We start from the raw sequence: 24804 nt of genomic DNA, 5'->3' as shown, positions 1-24804 counted from the left end.
CGGACGGCCGACCGCAACGCTACCGCCGGGCTCAGGACGCGAAGTCCTTGACGAGCTGCTCGCTCCTCCTCCCGCCGGTGCGGGCGATGACGTAGCCGACGACGAGCAGCACGAAGGGCAGCAGCACGAGCAGCCAGCCGAGGGCGTTGAGCTGCCAGGCGCTCTCGGGCAGCGAGGGGTCGACGCCCTCGGGCGCCGTGCCGGCGAGCAGGTTGAAGCGCGACATGAGCAGGTACAGCCCGACTCCGAGCGCGAGGATCGACAGGCCGGGGGCGATCTTCGTCGACCAGACCGTGCCGCCCTCGTGCGCCATGAAGTACCGGATGACGGCCGCGCTCACGAGGATCTCGACGAGCACGATCGCGATGACCGTCACCGAGCTCATCCACGAGAAGAGGTTCGCGAAGGGGTCGAGGCCGGCCACGGCGAAGACGATCATGACGAGGAGCGCCACGGCCGAGGTGATGGCGACGCCGATGATCGGCGCGCCCGCGGTGTTGGTGCGGGCGACCGCGGCCGGCAGCACCCCGCCGCGCCCGAGGGCGAAGAAGTAGCGGCTCGCCGCGTTCTGGAAGGCGAGCAGACCCGCGAAGAGGCTCGTGATGACGAGAATGCCCATGCCGACGGTCAGCCAGCCGCCGACGTACTGCTCGGTGAGGCCGAAGAGCACCCCGGCCGGATCGGCCAGCCCTCCCGACAGCTCGATCACCCGGTCGGCGACCTGCGAGGCGCCCATCCCCGTCACCATGGCGAAGGAGACGATGGCGAAGAGCACGCTGATCACGACGATCGAGATGTACGTGGCGAGCGGAACGGTGCGCTTCGGATCCTTCGCCTCCTCCCCGTAGATCGCCGTGGCCTCGAAGCCGATGAAGCTCGCGAAGGCGAAGGCGAGCGCGATACCCGCGGTGCCGGCGAAGCCGCCCGCGAAGACCTGGTCGGGAGAGAAGGAGGCGGCGAGCATCCACCCCTCGGGGCCGCCGTTCGCGAGCATGGCGATCGCCGCGACGAGCAGCACGATCACCTCGAGCACGAGCATCACGCCGAGCACCTTGGCGCCGACGTCGACGCTCAGCAGCGAGAGCGCGCTCACGATCGCCCAGACGAGGATCGACCAGACGTACCAGGGCAGGTCGAGGCCGAGCCCCGCCGCGAAGCCGGAGACGACGACGCCGAAGAATCCGTAGATCGCGAGCTGGATGGTGAGGTAGGCCAGCAGGGCGGCGAACGCCGCGGCGACGCCCGCCCGCACTCCGAGCCCCTTGCCGACGTAGGCGAAGAAGGCGCCGGAGTTGGTCATCGAGCGGCTCATCGTGGCGTAGCCGACCGAGAACAGGAGCAGGGTGAGGCCTACGGCGAGATACGCGCCGGGCACCGCGGCGCCGGTGCCGAGCAGCATCGCCACGGGCACGGCCCCGGTGATGCCGATGAGCGGGGCCGAGGCGGCGACGACGAAGAAGACGATGCCGAGCACGCCGAGGCGGCCAGGCCGGAGGGCGGAGTCGCGCGCGGCGGGGGCGGTTCCGGCGGCGGGGGTCTGGTGGGTCATGGTCCGGGACTCCTCATCGAGCGGGACGATCGTTCGGGTCGAAACGAAGTGGCTCAAGAGTGGGGGACGCGCGAACGCGCGTCAAGCATCCGGATGATGCGGATTTCCGCTCAGCAGATTTCGCGCCCGCCCTATCGTTTGTTCCCGAATGACTTGCTAGCCTGACGCCATGGCAGACCTCCGCGGTTTCATGGCCCCGCAGACCCCCTCCGGCGCGAGCGCGATCGTGCCCGACATGCCCTGGTACTACTCGGGCACGCTCCTCACCGCCGAGTACCGCACCGACCCCGAGAACGTCGCGGCGCTGCTGCCCGAGGGCGTCGAGCTCGCCGAGGAGGATCCGGGCGCCGTCGCGCTCATCTGGGCCGACTGGCAGTCGTGCTCGACAGGCGGCGCCGAGCTGCTCGACCCGCAGCGCTCGCAGTACCTCGAGACCTTCGCCGTCGTGCGCTGCCGCTACGAGGGCGTCACCTACACGCGCTGCGTCGCGATCTGGGTGACGAAGGACTTCGCCATCGGGCGCGGCTGGTTCCAGGGCTACCCCAAGAAGCTCGGCTCGATGGCCGTGACCCGCGTGTTCTCGGTCGGCCGGGCATCCCCCCGCCTCGCCCCGGGGGCGAAGCTCGGCGCCTCGCTCGCCGCGTACGACCACCGTCTCGCCTCGCTCGTCGTGACCCTGCGCGAGCCCAGCGAGACCAACGGCTTCGTCAACGGCCACCCGATGCTGCATTCGCGATGGATGCCCTCCATCACCCCCGGCGCCGGCAACAGCCTCGATCAGCTCATCACCATGAGCACGAGCGATGCCGACATCGGCGAGACCTGGACGGGCGACTTCGCGCTCGAGCTGCACGACTCCCCCTGGGACGAGCTCGCCTCGATCCTGCCGGTGCGCGAGCACATCGCGGCGTACTACCGGGAGGTCGGCGTGACCTTCACCGGCGGCAGCCTCGTCGCCGATCGGTCGGACCCGAGCGTCTGAGGGGCGCCGGCGCCCCGTGCGCCCCCGGACCGCCCGTCACAGGTCGAGGAAGTACTCCTCGATCTCCCACGAGGTGACCTCGCGGGTCTCGGGGTCGGCGACGGCCCCGGTGTAGCGCGCCACCTCGTCGCGCTTGAGCACCTCGAAGACCTCAACGAGCGGGCCGCCGAGCAGCTCGCGCAGGACCGCGTCGTCGGCGAGGGCATCCAGCGCCGCCCCCAGCGTCATGGGCAGAACCGCACCCCCCTCGTCGCCGTAGGCGAGCCCGTGGACGGGCTCGGCCGGCTCGCGCTTCGTGCGGATGCCGTCGAGCGCCGCGGCGAGGATCGCCGCGATCATCAGGTACGGGTTGGCCGAGCCGTCGCCGAGCCGGATCTCGAGCCGGGTGCCCGCGCCGCGCTCGGGCGGGATGCGGACGAGCGCGCTGCGGTTGTCGAAGCCCCAGTTCGCGCGGTACGGGGCGAGCGTGTCGGGGCCGAGGCGCTTGAAGGCGTTGACGGTCGGGTTGCAGAGGGCGGTGAGCGCGGGGGCGTGGTGCACGATGCCGCCGATCATGTGCCGGGCGAGCTCGCTGAGCGACCCGTCGGGCGCGTGCATGAGGTTCACGCCCTCCGCGTCGACGACGGAGAAGTGCAGGTGGAACCCGCTGCCGCCCTCCTCCGTCCACGGCTTGCCGAGGAAGGTCGCGAACCGACCCGTCCGCGACACGACGTCCTTCACGGCGGTCTTGAGCAGCAGGGTGCGGTCGGCGGCGTCGAGGGCCTCGCCGTGCCAGAAGTTGATCTCGTACTGGCTGGCGCTGAACTCGTGGTTGCCCGCGAACACGCCGATGCGCATCCGGTCGAGCATGCGCAGCAGGTGCAGGAAGGTGCCGTGCGGGTCGACGGTCGCCCCGGAGGTGTAGACCCGGCCGGGCTGCTGGATGGCCTGCTGGTAGCCCGGCGCGCTGCCCTCGCGGGCCTCGGCGATGAAGAACTCGAGCTCGGGGCCGACCACGGGGGTGAGCCCGAGCGAGGCGAACTCGCCCACGATGCGCTCGAGCAGGGTGCGCGGGGCGAAGTCGTTGGGCGTCATGTCGGGGTTGGCGGCCCCGGCGACGGCGTAGGCGACGCCCGGCTCCCACGGCATCGGGCGCCACGAGCCGGGCACGATCTGCGAGATGAAGTCCTCGAGCCCGTCGGTGAGCACCGAGCCGCCGTCGAGCACGTCGCCGTGCGTCGTCGTGACCCAGACGCCCTGGCAGAAGGCCGGCCCGCCGTGCGTGACGCGGCCGAGCTCGCTCACGAGCATGTCCTTGGCGCGGGTGGTGCCGAGGATGTCGGCGTAGATCACCCGCAGCACGTCGATCCCGGCTTCGGTGAGCTCGTGCTGCAGGTCGACAAGGCTTCGTTCCATGGTCCACTCCCTTGTGGCACTCGCGGCGTCCGACTGATCGTTCGGCCTCAAACGATACTGTAGGGCACCCACCGCGTCGACGAGGAGGTCGCACCGATGAAGGCCCTGTTCGTGCAGCACGACCACGTGAGCCCCCTGGGGCCCGTGGGCGAGCGCTTCGCCCACCACGGTATCGAGGTCGAGACCATGCAGGTGGTCCCGGCGTCGTCGTTTCGCCGGCCGAACGTCGCCGCCGCGTTCCCCCCGCTCGAGCCCTACGACGTCGTCGTGCCCCTCGGCGCCCCGTGGGGCGCGTGGGACGACGACCGGATCGGTGCGTGGCTGGGCCCCGAGATCGACTGGCTGCGCCGCGCCCACTCCGGCGGGATGCCCGTGCTCGGCATCTGCTTCGGCGGCCAGCTGCTCGCGCGCGCGCTCGGCGGGGGCGTCGCCCCCGCGCCGGCCTCCGAGATCGGATGGCACGCCGTCTGGAGCGACGAGCCCGAGCTCGTCGGCGAGGGCCCCTGGTTCCAGTTCCACTACGACCGCTGGTCGGTGCCGCCGGGCGCGCGCGAGATCGCGCGGAACCCCGCGGCGTCGCAGGCCTTCGTGATCGGCCGATCGCTCGCCGTGCAGTTCCACCCCGAGCTCGACGCGGCCGGGCTCGCCGGCTGGCTCGACGAGGGCGGCGAGCGGCAGGTGCGGGCCGCGGGGCTCGACCCCGAGGTCATGCTCGCGCAGACCCGCGCGGCCGAGTCGGTGGCGCGCGAGCGCACCTTCGCGCTCGTCGACACCTTCCTGACGCGGGTGTCGGGGCTGCTGCCGGGCTGAGGGCTCTCCGGCGTCAGGGGCCGGTGAGGTCGACGATGATCTTGCCGCGCGCGTGCCCGCTCTCGCTGAGCGCGACGGCCTCCGCGATGCGCTCGAGGGGCAGCACCTCGCCGACGACGGTGCGCAGCGCGCCCGTGCCGAGCAGATCGGCGAGCATCCCGAGATCGACGCGGTCGCGGCGGGCCAGGATGCTCGCGAAGGTGCGCCGCGAGAACCGATCCCGCACGGCGAGCGCCGCCACCGAGGCGAGCGGGCCGATCCACTGGCCGCGCGGGGCACCGCAGGCGATGAGGGATCCGCGCGGCGTCAGCAGCCGCGCGAGCTCCCCGAGCCGGCGCGCGCCCGCGAGCTCGAGCACGAGGTCGAAGCGCCGCAGCCCGTCGTCGAGCGCGGTGGTCGTGTAGTCGATGAGCTCGTCCGCGCCGATGCGCTCGGCGAGCACGAGGTTGCGCGTGCTGGTGACCGCGGTGACGTGCGCGCCGAAGAGCTTGGCGAGCTGCACCGCGAAAGTGCCCACTCCCCCGGAGGCGCCGATGATCAGCACGCGCGGCGGCATGGGCTCGACCTCGCCCGGCCGCCAGGTGCGGGGGCCGGTCAGACCTCCGCGGCGCAGCGCCTGCAGGGCGGTGATCGCGGCGATGCCGGCCCCGGCGGCCTCGTGCACGCCGAGGGTCGCGGGTCGGCGCACGACGCCGCGCGCGCTCACCACCGCGAGGTCGCTCCACGCGCCGACGCCGAAACCCATGACCTCATCGCCGACCAGCAGGTCGTCGACCCCGGGGCCGATCGCCTCGATCGTTCCGGCCAGGTCGCTGCCGCGGGCCGGGGTTCTGGGGCGGCGCAGGCCCGAGCCGATCCGCACCAGGTAGGGCCGGCCGCGCAGCTCGTGCCAGTCGAGCGGGTTGACCGAGCTGGCGGCGATGCGCACGAGCACCTGACCCTCGGCGGGCACGGGAGCCGGGGCATCCACGATGCGCAGCGCCTCGGGGCCGCCGTAGCGGGTCGCGACGACCGATCTCATGCAGCGCTCTCCTCATCGCACCCGGAGCCGAGCACGATGTCAGGATGCTCGACCGCGGCCGCGCTGTCGAGCGGGGAGGGGCGGGGTGAGGGGGTCACGCGCGGACGGGCTCGGCGAGGCGGTCGCGCGGAGGGGCATGGCCACGCCGGGTGGAAGGGTGCGCCGACGCCGGGCGGGTCGAGTCGATGCGCGCGCGAGGCCTCTCGCGTCGAGGCGGGAAACGAAGAGGCGGGAGACGAGGAGGCGGGTCATTCCTTCGCGCCCCTTCCACAACTGCGGAGCGGGTGAATCGGGCTCACCCGTTCCGCAGTTGTGGAAGGTGGAGCGGACGGGACGCCGCGCGCTACCGTTCCGTGCGCGAGAGCGGCGGTCGACGTGGGCGACACCATCCCCAGCGCGTCGCCACCGGCGCCCGCGGGCCGAGCGGACCGGAGGACCGGGCAGACCGGCACGGACGGGTGCAGGCGGGCAGCCAGGCGCAGGTGCGGGCGGGCGAACGCGGGTGCAGGCGAGCGAGCCCGGGTGCGGGCGGACGGGCGAGGGTCCGGGCGGCCGCGGGTTCAGGGGCGGGCGGGGTCACGTCGACGGGCGCAGATGGACAGGAGCGAAGGGTCGCGCCGGCGGGCGCAGACACGGGCGGGCGCAGACACGGGCGGGCGCCGGCGAGCGCGGGCGGGCCGGCGGGCGCGCGAGCCGCGCCGGGCATCCCGGATCAGGCGACGCGGACGGGCATGCGCTTGATGCCGTGCACGAAGTTCGAGCGCAGGTAGTCGATGTCGCCCGTGCGCTCGAGCACCACGTCGCGGGTCAGCAGATCCTCGAACATGATGCGCAGCTCGATGCGCGCGAGGGCGTTACCGAGGCACATGTGCGGGCCTCCGCGGCCGAACGACATGTGCTCGTTGGGGCTGCGGGTCACGTCGAAGCGGTAGGGATCGTCGAAGACGGCGTCGTCGCGGTTGCCCGAGGCGAACCAGGTGACGACCTTCTCGCCCTTCTTGATCGCCGTGCCCGAGAACTCGACGTCGGCCGTGGCCGTGCGGCGGAAGTGGTAGACCGGCGAGGCGAAGCGCAGGAACTCCTCGACCGCCCACGGGATGAGCGAGGGGTCGTTCTTCAGCAGGGCCAGCTGCTCGGGGTTGTTCAGCAGGTTGCTCATCGTGTGGGTGATGGTGTGGCGCGTCGTCTCGTTGCCCGCGACGACCAGCAGCAGGAAGTTGGTGTTGAAGTCGCGCTCGCTCAGGGGCACGCCGTCGCCCGGCACGCCGTTGGCGAGCAGGGAGACCAGATCGGTGCCTCCCTTGCCCGCGCGCTCGGCCTTGAGGTGCTTGCCGTACTCGTAGACCTCGAGCGCCGCCGGGGAGCGGAACGGGACGTGACGGTAGGCCTCGCTGTCGGCCGAGCCGATGAGCACGTCCGTGTGCTCGGGGTCGGTGTTGCCGACCATGCGGTTGCCCCAGTCGATGAGCCTGCCGGTGTCGCTGTCGGGAACGTCGAGGATGCGCGCGAGCACCCGGATCGGGAAGTCGGCGCTCACCTCCTCGACGAAGTCGAACTCGCCCTTCGCGAGCGCGGCGTCGAGGGTACGGGCCGTGATGCCGCGCAGGAAGGTCTCGTACTTGGCGACGGCCTGAGGGGTGAACTCGCCCTGCAGCATGCGGCGCATCGCGCGGTGGCGCAGCCCGTCGGTCTCGAGCATCGAGCGCCGCATCTCCTCCTGCTCGGCGTCGACCTCCTCGAGGTTGGTGAAGCGCTCGGAGGTGAACGTCGCCGGATCCCGCAGCACGCGCACGATGTCGTGGTAGCGGGTCACCGAGTGGAAGCCGTGGTTCGGCGCCTCCTCCTCCGAGAAGTGCAGGCCCGGGGTCGCGCGCAGCTCCTCGAAGACCTGCCACGGCGCTCCGTGCGCGAAGAGATCGAGTTCGGCGAGGGTGAGCGTGGAGACCGCCATGGGAGCGCCTGCTTTCATAGGAAGCGAATTGTTCGGATACTAACGAACCATCGCCCGGCGCGCACCTGACGTGGTGGAATTGGAGGGCCACGAAGGAGAACACCATGCCGAGTCCGCACACGCTCGCCGAGACCGAGCAGCAGGTCGCCGAGAAGCTCGGCGCGCTGCCCATCGACTTCGAGGCTATGGCCGTGGTGTCGAACCTCTTCCGCGCCGCCAACGCCACGCGCAACTACCTCGAGCGCACGGTGCTCTCGCACAGCGGGCTCTCGTGGACGGCCTTCGTCGTGCTCTGGGTCACCTGGATCTGGGAGCCCATCGAGACCCGGCAGATCGCCGAGGAGGGCGGCTTCTCGAAGGCGACCCTCACGGGCGTGCTCGGCACCCTCGAGACGAAGGGTCTCGTGACGCGCGAGCGCAGCGCGAAGGACGGCCGCCTCGTCTCGGTGAGCATGACCGAGGCCGGTCGCGCGCTCATGCAGACGCTCTTCCCCGAGTTCAACGCGCACGAGCGCACGGTCGCCGGCGGCGTCGGCGACGACCGGCGCGGCGCTCTCGCCGACATGCTGCGCCGGATCACGCTCGCGACCGAGAAGTCGCGCTGAGAGGCACGGGATGCCGCTGCCGGGCATCCCGAACCGCCCCCGCCCTGTCGCGCGCGCCCCGACTCGGCTAGCATCGTCGCACCAGTCATTCGTACCCGAATGACCGACTGCGAAGGAGCAGCCCCCGTGCACCAGGTGCAACTCGCCGGCCTCACCGTCGACACGCGGCACGCGATCGGCGGCGAGCGCGTCGCCTCGGCCGAGACCTTCGAGAGCGTCTCCCCCATCGACGGCGCGGTCCTCGCGCGCATCGCCCGCGGAGGCGCCGCCGAGGTCGATGCCGCCGTCGCCGCGGCCCGCGCCGCCTTCCCCGCCTGGCGCGACCTCGGCCCGCGCGGGCGCGGCGCCATCCTGCACCGCCTCGCCGACCTCGTCGAGCGCGATCTCGAGCAGCTCGCCCAGCTCGAGACGCTCGACAACGGCGCCCTGCTGCGCTCGCACCGCCGGGGCGTCATGCCCCGCGTCGCCCACAATCTGCGCTTCTTCGCCGACTGGGCGGTGGACGAGCTGCACCACGAGCCCTTCGAGACGCGCGGGCACACCAACTCGATCTCGTGGGACCCGTCGGGCGTCGCGGCGCTCATCACGCCGTGGAACGCCCCGCTCATGCTTGCGACGTGGAAGATCGGTCCCGCGCTCGCCGCGGGCGACACCGTCGTGCTCAAACCCGCGGAGTGGACGCCGCTCAGCGCGAGCTACTTCGCCGACCTCGCCGCCGAGGCCGGCGTTCCGGCCGGGGTCTTCAACGTCGTGCAGGGCTACGGCGCCGAGGCCGGTGCGGCCCTCGTCGCGCATCCCGGCATCGCCCGCATCTCGTTCACCGGCTCGGTGCCGACCGCGAAGTCGATCGCCCGCGCCGCCGCCGACAACCTCACGCCGGTGAGCTTCGAGCTGGGCGGCAAGAGCCCGCTCATCGTCACTGACGACGCCGACCTCGACCTCGCCGTCGAGCTCGCCGTCGAGCAGTACGACAACGCCGGGCAGGTGTGCCTCTCGGGCACGCGCCTGCTCGTGCACGAGGCCGTCGCCGAGGAGTTCGCCGCCCGCTTCGCCGAGGCCGCCGCACGGCTGCGGCAGGGCGACCCGCGCGAGGAGTCGACGCAGATCGGCCCGCAGATCCACCGCGTGCATCTCGACCGCGTCGCCGGCTTCGTCGCGCGCGCCACCGCCGAGGGCGCCCGCGTCGTCGTCGGCGGCGGGGCCAACGACGAGCTCGGCGGGCTGTACTTCCGGCCCACGCTGCTCGCCGACGCCGCCCCGGGCAGCGAGATCCTCACCGCCGAGGTCTTCGGGCCCGTGCTGACCATGCAGACCTTCAGCTCCGACGCCGAGGCGCTCGAGCTCGCCAACGGCACCGAGTTCGGGCTCGCCGCCGTCGTCGTCTGCGGCGACCGGGCGCGGGCCGAGCGGCTGACGAAGAACCTCGTCGCCGGCACGATCTGGGTCAACTGCTTCTTCGTGCGCGACCTGCGCGCGCCCTTCGGCGGCAGCAAGAAGAGCGGGGTGGGCCGCGAGGGCGGCACCTGGTCGTTCGACTTCTACGCCGACGTCAAGAACACCGTCTACGCACCCTCCGGGTGGAAGGAGTAAGTCATGGGAAAGGTCGTCGGCGCCGCGGTGCTCGCGCACGTGCCCACCATCATGCTGCCGCAGGACGTGCGGTACGACATCAACGAGGGCCGCGAGATCTCGCTCGTGCCCGGGCTCAAGCGGTTCCGCGAGGAGGTCATGGAGACCCTCGACTACGACACGGTCGTCGTGCTCGACTCGCACTGGGCCACCACGGTCGAGTTCGTCATCTCGGCGCAGGCCGAGCGCAGCGGGCTCTTCACGAGCGAGGAGCTGCCCCGCGGCATGTCGCAGATCCCCTACGCGTTCCGCGGCGACCCCGAGCTCGCGAACGCCGTGGCGGACTACGACGAGAAGAACGGCACCTGGGTCACCCCCATCAGCGACCCGCACCTGCCGATCTTCTACGCGACCGTCAACCTCTGGCACTACCTCGGCCGCGGCCTCGACAAGCGCTGGGTGAGCCTCTCCGTCTGCCAGACGGCGACGACGGAGGACTTCCTCCGCGCCGGCCGCGCCCTCGGCGAGGCCATCCGCGACAGCGACCGCAAGGTGCTGCTGCTCGCCTCCGGCGCGCTCTCGCACACCTTCTACACGCTCCGCGAGCTGCGCAAGCACGAGTCGAGCGACCCCTCGCACATCTTCAGCCCCGAGGCCCGGGCCGCCGACCTCGAGCGCATCGAGTGGATGAAGGCCGGCGATCACGCGCGCATCCTCGCGACCATGCCCGAGTTCAAGAAGGTGAAGCCCGAGGCGAACTTCAGTCACTGGCTGCAGATGGCGGGCGCGACCGGCGAGGAGGCGAACACCGCTCGCGGGGTCCTCTACTCCGAGTACGAGAACTCGATCGGCACCGGGCAGGTGCACGTGTACTTCCCGGAGCCGGAGGGCGGATTCCCGCTCCCGAAGGATCTGACGCTCTCGCGCGACGACTCCGTCGAGGCGGGTGCCGCATGACCGAGTACCGCCGCATCCTGCTCGGCGGCGCGCCCGTGCAGGTGGTGCGCGACGGCGACGTGCTGCGGGCATCCGACGGCCGCGAGATCGCGATCGAGGATGCTCAGCACCTCGCCCCGGCGGAGCCGACGAAGATCCTCGCCGTGCACCTGAACTACGCGAGCCGCACCGAGGAGTTCATGACGAAGCTCCCCGCGGCGCCCACGTACTTCCACAAGCCGATCACGGCGCTCAACAGCCACGGCGGCGACATCGTTCGCCCCTCGGGCTGCAAGTGGCTCAACTACGAGGGCGAGATCGTCGCCGTCATCGGCCGCGTGTGCCGCAACGTCTCGCCCGCCGAGGCCGGCGACTACATCGCCGGGTACACCGTCGGCAACGACTACGGGCTGCACGACTTCCGCGACACCGACGCCGGCTCGATGCTGCGCGTCAAGGGCAGCGACACTCTCGCGCCCGTGGGGCCGGGGCTCGTCACCGACTGGGATTTCCGCGGCAAGAGCATCCGCACGATCGTCAACGGCGAGGTGAAGCAGGAGGATTCCACCGCGAACATGGAGTGGGACATGCACTACCTCGTCGCCGATCTCGCCCGCACGATCACCCTCGTCCCCGGCGACATGATCTTCACGGGCACGCCCGCGAACTCTCGCCCCGTCTACCCTGGGGACGTGGTCGAGGTCGAGGTCGAGGGCCTCGGCCGACTGCGCAACACCATCGTCGAGGGGCCGACGCCCATCCGCACCGACGTGGGCGCCCAGCCCACCGAGAGCGAGGAGGTCGTCTCCACCGCCCTCGGCGGCGACTGGGAGTTCCGCGGCATCCGCACCCCCTCGAAAGACCTCTACCCCTCCAGAATCGAGGAGCGCCGCTCATGATCAAGATCGACGTCGACATGAAGAAGTGCCAGCACTACGGGCAGTGCGTCTTCGAGGCGCCCGAGGTGTTCCAGCTCGATGGCGACGACAAGCTGCAGTACAAGGCCGAGGCGCCCGACGAGATGCTCGCCGACCTCGAGGCCGCCGTCGACGTCTGCCCCATGCAGGCGATCAGCCTCCGCCAGGAGTAGGCCGTGCCGGGCAGCGGCGCCGGCGTGCTCATCGTCGGCGCCTCGATGGCGGGCCTGCGCTCGGCCGAGTCGCTGCGGCGGCACGGCTACACGGGCGCCATCCGCGTGCTCGGCGCCGAGGAGCACGCGCCGTACAACCGGCCGCCGCTGTCGAAGGAGCTGCTCTCGACGGAGGGGCAGGGCCACGCGGACGTCGCCTTCCCCCTGCGGGCCAGCCTCGGCGAGGTCGAATGGATGCTCGGCCGCCGCGCGACCGCGCTCGACCCGCACGCCCTCACCGTCACCGACGACACGGGCGCCGTGCACGCGTTCGACGGGCTCGTGATCGCGACCGGACTGCGCCCGAAGCCGCTGCCGATCGACTCGCACGGCCTCGGCGGCATCCACCGCCTGCGCACGGTCGACGACGCGGTCGCGCTGCGCGGCGCACTGCGACCGGGCGCGAACGTCGTCATCCTCGGATCGGGCTTCATCGGCTGCGAGATCGCGGCGACGGCGGCGAAGCGCGGCTGCCGGGTCTCGATCGTGTCGCAGAGCGCGATCCCGCTCGAGCGCGCCGTGGGCCCGCTGCTCGGGGCCGAGGTGCGGCGGCGCCACGAGGCGAACGGCGTCACCTTCTTCCCCCGGGCATCCCTCTTCTCGCTCGTCGGCGACCCCTCCGTCGAGCGCGTCGTGCTCGACACGGGCGTCATGCTCGAGTGCGACGTGCTCGTGGTAGCGGTGGGCAGCGACCCGAACACCGAGTGGCTCGCCGGATCGGACATCGACGTGCGCGACGGCGTGCTCGTGAACGGTGCGCTGCAGGCCGTGACGACGGAGGGTGCGGCGCTCCCCCACGTGCTCGCGGTCGGCGACGTGGCCCGCTACGCGAACCCCCTGTTCGACGACGTGGCGCGCCGGGTCGAGCACTGGAACCTGCCGACCGAGACGGGCAAGCGCGCCGGGCAGGTGCTCGCCGCGCAGCTCGGTGACGATCCGGTCGCGGCGGCCGAGGTCGCGGCGAGGCCCTTCGCCCCGCTGCCCTCCTTCTGGAGCGACCAGTACGACATGCACCTGCTGGCGTTCGGCATGACGTACCTGGCCGACCGCAGCGAGCTCGTCGCCGGATCGCTCGATGACGAGTGCGTCGTGAAGTACTTCCGCGGCGATCAGCTCGTGGGGGTGTGCGGGCTCGGCATGCGCTCGGCCGTGCAGGCGTACCGGGCGCGGTTCCCGGCGCCGGTCGCCGCCCGCTGAGCCGCACGGATCCGGCGCACGGGGCGCCGTGGACTCACGCCGCCTAGGCGCCGCCCCTGAGCGCCGACACCGGCTCGATGCGAGAGGCTCGCCGGGCGGGCAGCCACCCGGCGGCGAGCCCGACGAGCGAGCCGAGGAGCACCCCGCCGACCGTCACCCAGACGTCGATGATCGGTGTCCAGCCGTGCGCGACCGACAGGCCGACGAGGGACACGACGGCGAGAGCGGCACCCATGAGCCCGCCGAGCAGCCCGATGACCGCCGATTCGATGACGAACTGCGCGCCGATCTGGCGCCGGGTGGCTCCCAGGGCGCGGCGGAGACCGATCTCGGGGATGCGCTCCGACACGGTCAGCATCGTCACGTTGGCGATGCCGAGCGCACCGGCGAGCAGGACGATGCCGCCGAGGATCAGGAACACGACGGTGACGTCCGACTGCACCGTCTCCCTCAGGCTCGCACTCGCGCTGGGGGCCGAGACGTCGAGATCCTCAGGGCTGTTGGGCAGGAGCGCGAGCGACGCCTGCTCGCCGACCTGCTCACCCGCCCCCGGCGCGATGCGGATCTGCAGCTCATCGGGGGCCACCAGCGCGCGGTCGCCTCGGGCCGTGGCGGTCGGCATGATGATGGCGTCGGCCAGCTCGCCGCGCGCCTGCGATTCGCCGTAGATGCCGATGACGGCGTACGGCCGATCACCGATGAACACCGCGGGCTGGCGGTCGATCCGATTCAGCCCCAGACGATCGGCGGCCCGCTCACCGATCACCACGACGCGGTCGGCTCGGCTCGCGTGACCGGAGTCGAACATGCGCCCCGTCACGATCGACGAGCCGATGACGTCGAGCAGGTCGGCGTCGGCGGCCATGAGCCGTGGTGCCGCGATGGCCGCGGCGGACGGGTCGTTCACGGGAACGGTCGTGATCTCCTCGCCGTCGAGCGCCAGCTCGCTGATCGTCGCAGCGGCCTCGACGCCGGCGAGACGCCCGACCCGCTCGACCGAGTCCCACGGGAGGCGCGCCGTCGCGACGGAGTCGCCCGACTGCGTCTGCGCACTCCCCGGGCTCACGACGACCTGCGTCGAGCGCACCGCGTCGAACTGGCGGGCGATCTGGTACTCGGCGGTCTGCGCGAAGCCGAGGGTCGCGACCAGGGCGCCGACGCCGAGCACTGTTCCGGCGAGGGTCATGACGAGCCGACCCGGCCGCGAGCCGACGTCGGAGATCGCCTCGACCACCAGGTCCTGCGCCGTGAACCGGTCGACGCGCGGGATCGACGCGACGAGCGATGCCTGCGGCAGCTCCTCAGCATCCGCCGCGGGCACCGTCGCACCCGGTGCAGCCTCGGGCTCTCGACGGCGCCCCCACGCCGCGCCGACCGGGCGTCGCAGCCTCATCGCTGCTCCTCGAGGCGCCCGTCGGTGATGCGCACCACCCTCTCCGCCCGTCTCGCGACCTCGGGATCGTGCGTGATGACGACGAGCGTGAGCCCGTCGTCGCGCAGATCGTCGAACAACGACATGACCTCGCTGCTGGTGGTCTGGTCGAGATTGCCCGTCGGCTCGTCCGCGAGCACGATGGACGGTCTGCTGACGACGGCGCGGGCGACCGCGACCCGCTGCCGCTCGCCGCCGGAGAGCGTCGTCGGCAGGAAGTCCAGCCGGTGCCCGAGGCCCACGCGCTCGAGGGTCCGCCGAGCGCGGTCGACGCGCTCCGTGCGGGGAACGCCGCTGTAGGCCATCGGCATGAGCACGTTCTCGAACACGGTGCGGCGCGGCATCAGGTGGAACGACTGGAACACGAAACCGATGCGCTGCGCGCGGACCCCCGCCCGTGCATCCTCATCGAGACCGCCCGTCAACACCCCGTCGATGCGGTACTCGCCGACGGTCGGACGGTCGAGCAGACCGAGGATGTTGAGCATCGTCGACTTGCCCGAGCCGCTCGGTCCCACGATCGAGAGGTAGTCCCCGCGCCGGATCGTTAGATTGACGGCCTTGAGCGCCTGCACCTCGGGCGGGCCCGGGAACGAGCGCGTGACGTCACGCAACTCGATCACCGTCACCGCCCCACCACCACCAGGTCTCCCTCATCGACCTCATCGTCGACCGGCACCACCTCGACCTGGCCGCCCGCCGCGAGCCCCGTCTCGACCACGACCAGCCTCGTCTCCGCACGCTCGCCGTCGCGGGGGTCGCCGTCGACGACCTCGATGCGCGCCTCCCCGCCCGACCCCGCCGTCAACGCCGCGATCGGAACGTGCAGAACCTCGCCCGCGGTCGCTCCGACCGCGATCATCACGCGCACGTTCGAGCCCTGCAGCTGCATCGACTGCTCGCTCGTCAGCGGATCGGGCTCGAGCACGATCGACCAGCGCTCGGTCGGATTCTCCGCTGCCGCGAGTTCGGTGATGGTCGCCTCGTGAACGGTGCCGTCCGGCAGATCGAACTGGGCACGGTCGCCGACCGTCAGGAGTTCAGCGTCCGTCGCCGCGACTCCGCCCGAGATGGTGAGCGCAGCGCCCGAGACGACGAGCGCGGCTCCCTGCAGCACCTGCCCTCGTGCCACGTTGACGGCGTCGACGCGGCGCGGCAGGTCGGTGAGGTACAGCACCTCTCCCGAGGGCAGCTGCGGCAACGACGCCTCCTGCGCACGGTTCAGCTCGCCCTGCGCGTCGGCCACGAACTGCTGCGCCGACGCGACAGCCGCACGCTCGGCGCTCGTGTCCACGGAAGCGCCGAGCTGTTCGCGCTGCAGCTGCGCGAGCGCGAGTTGATCACGCGCATCGCCGACGCCGGCGTTCCACTGGGCGAGGGCCGCGGCGGTGTCCTCCGGCGGAAGCGGCTTCCCCGCCAGCGCCGCCTCGACGGCGCGATGCGCACTCGATACGGCGTTGTCGGCCTGACGGATGTCGACAGCCGATGGCCCCCCGGATGCCCGCGCGAGGTCGGCGCGCGCCGCCTCGAGCTGCTGCTGCGCGCCGCGCACCGCATCCTGCGCCGCGCGCAACACCTCCCCCGCACCCTCCGCGCCGGCGGGGGCGGCGTAGCCGACGCGCTCGTACAGCGCGGCGACGGCGTTCGCCGCGGTGGCGTCGAAGAGGTCGGATGCAGGGTCGCCTGCGCCGATGCCGACGGCCGCCATCGCCTCCTTGAACTGGACGACGTCGGGGCCGCGCATCCCGAATTCGAGGGTGCGGTAGGCGGGCAGCTCGCCCGGAAGCACGATGACCGGGCGGCCGGCGACGGCGAGCGCGACCGACAGCGGTTCGAGAGACGCGTCGACCTCGGGAACGGCGCCGGTGACGACGGGGGCGCCGCCGAACGACGCCGCATCGATCGTGACCTCGACGGAGTCCGCGAAACCGACGTCACCGCGGAGAGTGAGGTCGTTGGACAGCACGCCGAGCTCGACGGGCACCGTGACCAGCCCGGGGTCCGGGGCCTCGGAGGCCGCCGACGCGTCAGCGGGCGATACGACGAACCGCCCCACGAGCAACCCCGCGATGAGGGCGACGACCGCGATAGCTGCTGTCACCCACACGGCGCGGTTCGCGCCGAGAACCCGCTTCCAGCCGCTGACAGCAGCGGTCGCCACCGCTACTGGCCCTGCTCAGCGTCGGCGACGAGCGCCTCGAGAGCGGTCTTGTTGTCGGAGATGAACTGCTCCTCCAGTTCGACGGAGACAGCCTGGCGGCGCTCGCGGTAGTCCGTCGCCTCCCGGCAATCGAGATCGGCGAGCGCGAGGTCGATCTCGCGCTCGGCGATCTCGTCGAGGGCGGGGTCGTCCTCGACGTAGTCGGTCATGCTCTCGTAGTAGGCGTTCAGCTCGTCGTACACCGAGTTCTGCGCGTCGAACTGCGCGCTGAAGCCCGAGTAGCCGGCTTCCTCCATGCAGGTGACCCACTCGCCGTCGACCTCCGCGAGCGCCGGGTCGGTCTCCATCGAGGTGTAGAACTCGTTGATGGCGTCCATGAGGGGCTTGTGCTCCTCCGACTCCATCGGGTTGCTCGCGCGGGTCTCGTTATCGGCGAAGCCCTGGCAGCCGGCCGTCTCCCAGTTGTACTCGTAGGAGCCGTCGTCGTTGAGCTCCTCCTCCGTCGGCTGCGGACCGTACAGCGCCTCGTAGTACGCGGTCATCTCGGACTCGGAGAGACTCTCGACGTACTCCTGGTTCGGGTCGACGAACTGCTCGTCAGGGTCGGGCACGTCCTCGCTGCCCGGGGATCGCACGGCGCCGTAGCCGTACTGCGCCACCCACTCGCGGTCGTCGGGCTCCCACTCCTGGCCCGAACCCGAGGTATAACCCATATCGACGACCGGCACGTAGTCGAAGCCCTGCTCGGCCATGCACTCCGCGGCGATCTCCTCGCGGATGCGCAGCTCCTCCTCCGCACGCGCCATGGCGTCCTCCTCGGAGAGATCACCGCCCCACACGGCGGACAGATAGTCGTTCAGGGGCGAGGAGTACTCGTCCTCGGCGGCATCGCCGCCGCCGGGCGAGCACGCTGCGAGTGCGAGGACGAGAGCCGACGCGCTCAGCGCCGCGAGAGTACGAACGGGGGTGATCATGTCTGCTCCGTGCTTCGGCGACCGACGCCGATGATCGTGCTGGTGCCCACCCGCCGGTGGCGGGTGGCGAACAGCGAGTGGCGGCTGCGAGTGTTCCGTTCGCACCGTCGCGCTGCTGCGAAGCCAGCGGATGAGCGGATGTCGTGCACGAGAGCTGCTCGAACAGACAGGTTTGTTCACCGGACGCACCGTTCTACCGGTGACCGTAATCTCGCCGCCGCCAATCGTCAAGGATTCCTCCCGTCTGCCGCGACGACGTTTTGGTAACGGCCTCACGACCCGATCGTGCGCGGCACCACGCGGCAGTCGTGCGGCGGAGCGATCGCCCGTGGGCGAGCGCTGCGAGATAGCGCTCCCGCCTCGCGCCCGCACCCCACGGCGACGCGCTCGGGCCCCGATCGACGCTCCGACGCGGACGGGGTGCCGCGCCGCTTCAGCCGGATGCCGCCGTCGCGGAGCGGGCGACCCCCGGGCTCGGTGCGGCGGGCCCGATCGACTCGCGCCACAGCCGACGCAGCTCCGACTCGTCGGGCAGCGCCGTCGGCCGCAGCACCTCGTCGTCCGCGACGAAGTAGAAGACCGCGTCGACGTCGTCGAGCGGCATGCCGCGCCATCGCGCGTAGGCGAGGCGGTAGAGGGCGAGCTGCAGCTCCTTCGCGCGCCGGTCGTCGGCGTCGCGGGGCGCCCGCCCCGTCTTCCAGTCGACGATCTCGACGCGGTCGGGCGCGCCGTCCACCGCGTACACCGCGTCGATCTTGCAGACGAGGATGCGGCCCTCCATGACGAGATGCAGCTCGCGCTCGACGTCGAGCGGCGTACGGGTTCCCCAGGGCGAGGCGGCGAAGGTCGTCTGCAGCTGCTCGAGCTGCTCGCGCTCGACCGCCTCGCCGGCGCCCTCCTCGAGCGCGTCGAGGTCGAGGGTGATCCCGTCGATCGCGTCGGAGGTGGCGGCGAGCCCGGAGGTCTGCTCGACCCAGCGGTGGAAGATCGTTCCGAGCCGCGTGGCCCGGTAGGGCCGCTGCGGCAGGGGTCGACGCAGCCGCTCCGCGGTCGCCTCGGGCTCGGTCACGAAGTCCTTCACGGCCGAGGCGGGCACCCGGGCCGGGATGCGCACGCGCCCCGCTCGACTCTCGCGCGCGGCGCGCTCGGCGAGCAGCAGGGTGATGTCGTCGTCCCAGACGCTGCCCCGGCTCGCATCGGCCGCGCGAACGCGATCGGCACCGCGCATCACCCGCACCCGACGGCTCGTCGTCGGATCGGAGCCGAAGGGGTCGCCCGGCCACCACGCCTCGTCGCCCTCGTCGACGACGAGCGGGTTCGTCTCGCTCTCGGGCGCCTCGGGGGGCGCCGGCGACAGGATGCCCCGCTCGAGCAGCGGCACGAGGAACGGGCTCGGCCCTCGCGGCTTGGTCTGCCGTGACCAGAACGATCCCGTCAGCAGCAGCCGGTGCCGAGCGCGCGTCACGGCGACGTAGGCGAGCCGTCGCTCCTCCTTCTCGAGGTGCGCCCCGACCGCGGCCGTGAAGTCGTCGCGCCGTTCCAGCAGCTCCTTGCGCGTCTCGGCGCCGCGCCAGTCGAAGTGCGGCAGCTCTTCGGCGTCGCCCCGCAGCGGGTAGGGCAGCACCCCCAGGCTCAGCCAGCCGGTGGTGCCGCCGAGCGGCTTCGAGGGCAGCTCGTCGGCGACGAAGCGCGGCACGACGACGTGATCCCACTCGAGCCCTTTCGAGCCGTGCACGGTGAGCACCTGCACGGTGCCGGGCTCGGGCTCCTCGCTGCGCGGCGAGAGGTTGTCGCGCCACTCGGCCTCGCGCAGCCAGCCGAGGAACCCGGCCAGCGTCGCCTGCTCGGCGAGCCCGAGGTAGCCGTCGAGCGCGTCGAGGAAGGCCTCGCGCGGAGCCTCGCGCAGAACCCGGGCGGGGTTGGCGACGACCTCGATGTCGAGCTGCAGCTCGTGCTCGACCGCGGTGACGAGGTCGGGCAGCGCGAGCGCCGTGCGGGTGCGCAGCCGGGCGAAGAGGGCTCCGGCCTCGCGCAGCCTCTCCCGGCCGGCCTCGCTGAATCGCTCGAGCTGGCTGTGCCCCTCGCGCGCGGTGGCGACGAAGTCGAGCGCGTCGACGATCGAGAGCCCCTCCGAGGGGGCGACGGAGTCGCGCATGCGGGCGACGACCTCGTCGGAGAACCGTCGCTGCGAGAGGTCGCGCTCGCGCAGCCAGGAGGCGATCGCGCGCAGCCCCTCCAGGTCGGCGAGACCGATGCGCCAGCGCGGCCCGGCGAGCAGGCGTACGAGCTCGGTGCCCGAGGAGGGGTCGGCGACGACGGAGAGCGCGCTGACGAGGTCGGCGATCTCGGGCTCCTCGAGCAGGCCGCCGATGCCGAGCACGTGCACGGGCACCTCGTGCCGGCGCATTGCCGCGAGGAACACCGGCTGCGTCGAGCGGTTGCGCATGAGCAGCGCCGCACTCGGCCGCAGCGGGCGGCCCTCGGCGTCGACGGCCCCGGGTTCCGCGCCGACGGCGCCCTCGCCGAGCCGGGCCGCGAACCAGCGGGCGACCGCGTCGGCCTCGTCCTCGACGTGCTCGAGCCAGGCCAGCTCGACGGGATGCTCGCTCGCGGTCGGGCCTGCCGCGAGCCGCGCGACCACGGCCCCGCCGCCCGCACCCGAGCGCGCGCTGAGCGGCTCGACGAGCGCGTTCGCCACGTCGAGGATGCGCGTGCCGTTGCGCCACGAGGTGCTGAGGGAGAAGCGCGCGGCGCCGGGTTCAGCGGCGCCGGGCGAGCCGGCGGGGGCATCCCCCGCGCTGTCGTCGACGGCACCGACGGCGAACCTCCGTGCGAAGTCGTCGAGGTTCGAGGCGCTCGCCCCTCGCCAGCCGTAGATGGACTGGTGCGGGTCGCCCACGGCCATCACGGGCGTGCCGCCGAACAGGGCGGAGAGCAGTCGCGTCTGGGCGACGTTCGTGTCCTGGTACTCGTCGAGCAGCACCACCCGGTAGCGCTCGCGCAGACCGTCGATCACCCCGCGGTGGCGCTGCACGATCTGCAGCGCGAGGCCGACCTGGTCGGCGAACTCCACGAGCCCGTCGCGCTGCTTGAGCAGCCGGAACCGCTCGACCAGATCGGCGACCGGCAGGCTCGCGCCGATCTCGGCGGCGAGCTTCTCGACGTCGGCGTACGCACCGCGCCCGCCGGGCGGCAGCTCGGCGAGACCCGAGAACTCGGTCGCGAGCGCGCGCAGATCGTCGAGTTCGGCGACGTGCTCGGCGAGACCGTGGGCGAGGCCGAGCACGGCGCGGGTGATGCGGTCGATGGGCTTGTCGAGCGCCCCGAGCCGATCGTCGCTGCTGCGCGTGACGAGCTCGCGGGCCAGCTGCCACGCGCTCGCCTCGCCGAGCACGACGCCCTCGGGGTCGCGCCCGATGAGCACGGCGTGGTCGCGGTAGAGGGTCGAGGCGAAGGCGTTGTACGTGCTGACGGCCGGCTGGGTGAAGGCGTCGACGAGCGGCGGGGAGCCCTCGGGCCGCGCCATCAGCGGGCTGCGCCCGAGCGCGTCCAGGCGCGAGCGGATCCGATGGGCGAGCTCGCCGGCGGCCTTGCGGGTGAAGGTGAGCCCGAGCACCTCGTCGGGCCGCACGAACTCGTTCGCGACGAGCCAGAGCACGCGCGCCGCCATCGTCTCGGTCTTGCCCGAGCCGGCACCGGCGACGACGAGCGCGGGGGCGAGCGGCGCCTCGATCACGGCGCGCTGCTCCTCCGTCGGCCGGTGCTGGCCGATCGCCTCGGCGATCGCGTCGGCGCTGATGCGCGGCTGCCGCCCCGGGCGCGGCGGGATGCCCGCCCCGGCGCTCATCGCTCCCCCGTGATCGGCGGCACGCGGTGCAGCCGATGCCGTCGTGCGGCGAAGTCGAAGCGACCGACCGTGCGCGGGCCGGAGAGCTCCGCCACCGCCACCGCGGCCACCGCCTGCCGCAGCCGCAGCCGGAACGCCTCGAGCCCCTCCTCGTCGAGCACGGGCTGCCGGGCCTCGCGGTAGGGCTTGCCGCGCACGCCTTCGCGCACGAACAGCAGTCGGGCACCCTCCGCGTGGTGCGGACCGATCGGGTCGAGCAGCTCGTCGAAGGCGCCGTCGGCATAGGCGAGCTGGTAGGCGCCGAGCTGCGCGTTGCCCGTCGCCCCGGCGTCCGTCACCGGTCGCCCGGTCTTGAGGTCGATGATGCGCACGCCGCCGTCGTCGGAGCGCTCGATGCGGTCGACGCTGCCGCTCAGCCGGGCCCGGTCGACGAGCACGGAGAAGCGCTCCTCGGCCGCGACGCGAGCGCGGCCCTCGAGGGCGGCGTCGCGCAGGTAGGCGGCGACGCCCTCGGCGTAGCGGCGGGCGAGGCGGCGCTGCTGCTCGGCGAGCCACGGCGATTCGAAGACGAGCTCGGCCCAGCGCGCCTCGATGGCCGCCCAGACCGCGTCGACGTCGGGATCGTCGAGGGTCTCCATCGCCCCGTGCACGATCGTGCCGATGCCCATGACGGCGCTCGTCTCCTCCGGCGCGATGCGGTCGAGGAACCAGTCGAGCGGCGAGGTCTCGATGGCCTCGAGCTTCGACGGCGAGAGGGTCACGTGCTCGTCGTCGAGGAACAGCGGCGCCGTCGTCGAGGGCTCGAGCACGCCCCACCACTCGTCGGGCCCCGCCCCGGCGACGCCCTCGTCGGCGAGGCGCCGCAGGGCGACCGCCGCCTCCGCCCGGGCGGTCTCGTTCGAGGCGGGGTCGGTGAGGATGCGCCTCAGCTGGCCGACGAGCCGGCGCAGCGAGCGGGGTCGGCCGCGCCGGGCGGAGCCGACGGCCGGCTCCCCCGCGGCCTGGCTGACGTGCTCCCACAGCGCGCTCGGCTGCTCGTCCTCGCCCGCCGTCGCCGTGACGATCAGCTGGCGGCGCGCCCGCGAGGCCGCGAGCACGAACATGCGCAGCTCGTCGTCGAGCACGAGCCGCCGCTCGTCGAGGTCGGCGACGGGCAGATCGCGGGCGACCCGGCTCAGCAGCGGAGCGCCGAGGAGGGTGCCGCGCACGCGGAGATTGGGCCAGACGCCCTCGGTGAGACCGGCCACCACGACGACGTCCACCTCGAGCCCCGCGGCCGAGGCCGGGGTCGTGATGAGCACCGACTCCTCGGTGCGCACGGGCTGCAGCAGGTCGTCCGCGACGTCGCTGTCGAGCACGCGGGCGAGGAAGGTCTCGACCGTCGCCTCGGGCACCGTGTCGACGATCGTCGTCGCGGCGGTGAAGACCGCGACCACGGCGTCGAGAGCGCGGTCGGCCTCGGCGGCCACGATGCCGCTTCCCGCCGACGTCTGCGCCCACTCCGCCGCGAGCCGGGCCTCGTCCCACGCCGTCCAGAGCAGCTCGTCGACGGTCGCCCCCGCCTCGTGAGCGGTACGGATGCGCGCGAGGGTGCGCGCGACGCGCGCCGCGCGGCGCGCCGTTCGGTGATCGATCGTCTCGAGCCGATCGGGGGCGGCGAGCGCCTCGACGAGCAGCTCGTCGGCGCCGCGGTCGCCCTCCCCCGCGAGCTCCTCCCCGCGCAGGGCGCGCCGCAGCCGCCGCAGGCCGATGCGGTCGAGGCCGCCGAGCGGCGAGAGCAGCAGCTCGGCCGCGGCATCGGCATCCAGCGGTGAGCGCCCCGTACCGACGTCGACGAAGCGGATGAGGGCGCGGGCGGCGGGATGCTCGCGCAGCGGCCGACCGGCCGCGGTCGTGCGCACGGGCACCTCGGCCGCGGCGAGCGCCCGGGCGAGCAGCGGCACCTGGGCCCCGGTGCGCACGACGACGGCCATCGCCGACCAGGGCACGCCGTCGAGCAGGTGGCGCTCGCGCAGCAGGTCGGCCACGAGCGATCTCTCGCGCGCGGGGCTCGGAGCGGCGACGGCGAGCAGCGCGCCCTCCGTTCGCACGAGCGCGTCATCGGCGTCGAGGGGATCGGCCGCCCGCCCGGGCACCGCCCGGCGCTGGGCGCCCGCCGCCGCCGTGCCGATGCGCGCGCTGAGCCCCGCGGTGAGCGCGCGCAGCGCGGGCCCCTGCCGGTGCGCCGTGCCGAGTACGAGGGTCGGGATGCCCGCCTCGAGCAGCACGCCGAGCCGGGCGACGGCGTCGGGCTCCGCCCCGCGGAACGTGTTCGTGGCCACGTCGGGGTCGCCGAGCGCGATGACCGTCGCCCCGCGCGCGGCGAGCGCGGCCAGCAGCTCGAAGCCGCTCGGCGTCGCATCGTGCGCGTCGTCGAGCACGACGAGCCGCGGGGCGGCCGGCGCTCCGGGCGCCGGATCGCGCACGAGCCCGATCGCGGCCCGCACGAGCTCGGCCGGGTCGACCTGGTCGGCCCGGGCGCCGCCGAGCACGACGCGGTACTCGTCGACGAGGTCGGCGAGGGCCGCCCACGCGGGCTGGTCGTGCGCGCGGCCCTCCGACCGCAGCCGATCGGTGGTCCACCCGTGCTCCGACACCCGGGCGATCGCATCGCGCAGCTCGGTGCGGAACGCGCCGAGCGCCCGCACCTCCGGCCCGAGGTGATCGGGCCACCGCGGGCCCGTGCCGTCGAGCGCGTGCCCCGCCAGCAGCTCGGCGAGATCGGCGTCCTGATCGGCGCCGGAGAGCAGCCGCGGGTCGGGCTGGCCGGTGAGCCGGGCATCCGCCGTGACGATCGCGTGGGCGTACGAGGCGATCGAGCGCGCGAGGGGCCCCGGCAGCACGGGCGCAGCGGACTCGTCGCCGTGCGCGAGGCGCAAGGCAAGGCGGTCGCGCAGCACCGTCGCGCTGCGGCGGGAGGGGGTCAGCACGAGCACGCTCTCGGGAGGCAGCCCGTCGTCGAGGATGGCGGCCGCGACGAGCTCGATCACCGTGCGGGTCTTGCCCGTGCCGGGGGCGCCGAGCACGACCGCGCCGGGCCCGCGCCGGGCACCGACCACCGCCCGCTGGCTCGCGTCGAGCGCGGCCGTCTCGCGAGCGCCCGCGGCGACGGCGGCGGGCTCGGCGGGGGGCATGCCGATCACGGTATCGGCGCGCACCGACATCGCGCGATCGCCCGGCCGGAGCGCCCGCGCGGGCCCGGGATCC

Annotated in this window: 18 protein-coding genes; 8 read left to right on the top strand and 10 right to left on the bottom strand. The window is 73.0% G+C overall.

Annotation, left to right across the window (positions count from 1 at the left end; genetic code table 11):
• Positions 1–31: 31 nt before the first annotated feature.
• The gene (locus OVN18_RS08740; protein WP_267780333.1) at positions 32–1549 is read right to left on the bottom strand and encodes an APC family permease; all 1518 of its coding nucleotides are present in this window, start codon (positions 1547–1549) and stop codon (positions 32–34) included.
• Between the two features lie 169 nt (positions 1550–1718).
• Here OVN18_RS08740 and OVN18_RS08735 point away from each other — a divergent pair, with 169 nt between their 5' ends.
• On the top strand, positions 1719–2531 hold the full coding sequence (locus OVN18_RS08735) for an acetoacetate decarboxylase family protein (protein WP_267780331.1): 813 nt from the start codon (positions 1719–1721) through the stop codon (positions 2529–2531).
• Between the two features lie 36 nt (positions 2532–2567).
• On the opposite strand, the gene OVN18_RS08730 is transcribed toward OVN18_RS08735, so the two are convergent.
• Complete coding sequence (locus OVN18_RS08730; RefSeq protein WP_267780330.1) at positions 2568–3926, bottom strand: glutamine synthetase family protein; 1359 nt, start codon at positions 3924–3926, stop codon at positions 2568–2570.
• Between the two features lie 96 nt (positions 3927–4022).
• Here OVN18_RS08730 and OVN18_RS08725 point away from each other — a divergent pair, with 96 nt between their 5' ends.
• Positions 4023–4736: a type 1 glutamine amidotransferase gene (locus OVN18_RS08725; protein WP_267736631.1), complete on the top strand. Its 714-nt coding sequence runs from the start codon at positions 4023–4025 to the stop codon at positions 4734–4736.
• Positions 4737–4749: 13 nt separating this feature from the next.
• Here OVN18_RS08725 and OVN18_RS08720 read toward each other — a convergent pair whose 3' ends face one another.
• Together OVN18_RS08720 and OVN18_RS08715 are read right to left on the bottom strand one after the other, a co-directional pair.
• Positions 4750–5757: an NAD(P)-dependent alcohol dehydrogenase gene (locus OVN18_RS08720; RefSeq protein ID WP_267736630.1), complete on the bottom strand. Its 1008-nt coding sequence runs from the start codon at positions 5755–5757 to the stop codon at positions 4750–4752.
• 712 nt (positions 5758–6469) lie between these two features.
• On the bottom strand, positions 6470–7708 hold the full coding sequence (locus OVN18_RS08715) for a cytochrome P450 (RefSeq protein ID WP_267780329.1): 1239 nt from the start codon (positions 7706–7708) through the stop codon (positions 6470–6472).
• Between the two features lie 104 nt (positions 7709–7812).
• Here OVN18_RS08715 and OVN18_RS08710 point away from each other — a divergent pair, with 104 nt between their 5' ends.
• The 6 genes from OVN18_RS08710 to OVN18_RS08685 all read left to right on the top strand — a co-directional run bounded on the left by OVN18_RS08710 (position 7813) and on the right by OVN18_RS08685 (position 13144).
• Entirely contained in the window at positions 7813–8313 is a 501-nt protein-coding gene (locus OVN18_RS08710) for a MarR family winged helix-turn-helix transcriptional regulator (protein ID WP_267780328.1), read from the top strand.
• A 126-nt stretch (positions 8314–8439) separates the two neighbouring features.
• On the top strand, positions 8440–9903 hold the full coding sequence (locus tag OVN18_RS08705) for an aldehyde dehydrogenase family protein (RefSeq protein WP_267780326.1): 1464 nt from the start codon (positions 8440–8442) through the stop codon (positions 9901–9903).
• 3 nt (positions 9904–9906) lie between these two features.
• Positions 9907–10839 (top strand): DODA-type extradiol aromatic ring-opening family dioxygenase, encoded by a 933-nt coding sequence (locus tag OVN18_RS08700; protein WP_267780325.1) that lies wholly within the window; start codon positions 9907–9909, stop codon positions 10837–10839.
• Positions 10836–11717, top strand: coding sequence for a fumarylacetoacetate hydrolase family protein (locus OVN18_RS08695; protein WP_267736625.1), 882 nt, complete (start codon positions 10836–10838; stop codon positions 11715–11717). Before OVN18_RS08700 ends, OVN18_RS08695 begins: the two co-directional genes overlap by 4 nt.
• The gene (locus OVN18_RS08690) at positions 11714–11908 is read left to right on the top strand and encodes a ferredoxin (protein ID WP_267736624.1); all 195 of its coding nucleotides are present in this window, start codon (positions 11714–11716) and stop codon (positions 11906–11908) included. Before OVN18_RS08695 ends, OVN18_RS08690 begins: the two co-directional genes overlap by 4 nt.
• A gap of 3 nt (positions 11909–11911) precedes the next feature.
• The gene (locus tag OVN18_RS08685; protein ID WP_267780324.1) at positions 11912–13144 is read left to right on the top strand and encodes an NAD(P)/FAD-dependent oxidoreductase; all 1233 of its coding nucleotides are present in this window, start codon (positions 11912–11914) and stop codon (positions 13142–13144) included.
• 43 nt (positions 13145–13187) lie between these two features.
• Here the strand turns inward: OVN18_RS08685 and OVN18_RS08680 are convergent, their stop codons facing one another.
• From OVN18_RS08680 to OVN18_RS08655, 6 genes are all read right to left on the bottom strand, one after another.
• Positions 13188–14537 (bottom strand): ABC transporter permease, encoded by a 1350-nt coding sequence (locus OVN18_RS08680; protein WP_267780322.1) that lies wholly within the window; start codon positions 14535–14537, stop codon positions 13188–13190.
• Entirely contained in the window at positions 14534–15199 is a 666-nt protein-coding gene (locus tag OVN18_RS08675) for an ABC transporter ATP-binding protein (protein WP_267736619.1), read from the bottom strand. Before OVN18_RS08675 ends, OVN18_RS08680 begins: the two co-directional genes overlap by 4 nt.
• Positions 15200–15201: 2 nt before the next feature.
• Positions 15202–16737, bottom strand: a complete 1536-nt coding sequence (locus OVN18_RS08670; protein ID WP_267780321.1) for an efflux RND transporter periplasmic adaptor subunit — start codon at positions 16735–16737, stop codon at positions 15202–15204.
• A gap of 2 nt (positions 16738–16739) precedes the next feature.
• Entirely contained in the window at positions 16740–17711 is a 972-nt protein-coding gene (locus OVN18_RS08665; RefSeq protein WP_267736617.1) for a hypothetical protein, read from the bottom strand.
• A gap of 433 nt (positions 17712–18144) precedes the next feature.
• A complete protein-coding gene (locus OVN18_RS08660) occupies positions 18145–21558 on the bottom strand; it encodes an ATP-dependent DNA helicase (protein ID WP_267780319.1) in 3414 nt (1137 codons plus the stop codon).
• Positions 21555–24731, bottom strand: coding sequence for a UrvD/REP family ATP-dependent DNA helicase (locus OVN18_RS08655; protein ID WP_267780318.1), 3177 nt, complete (start codon positions 24729–24731; stop codon positions 21555–21557). The genes OVN18_RS08660 and OVN18_RS08655 overlap by 4 nt, the downstream gene beginning before the upstream one ends.
• Positions 24732–24804 lie beyond the last annotated feature (73 nt).

This window comes from Microcella daejeonensis (assembly GCF_026625045.1).
Lineage (GTDB): Bacteria > Actinomycetota > Actinomycetes > Actinomycetales > Microbacteriaceae > Microcella > Microcella daejeonensis.
This window is presented reverse-complemented; position numbering and strand designations above follow the sequence as displayed.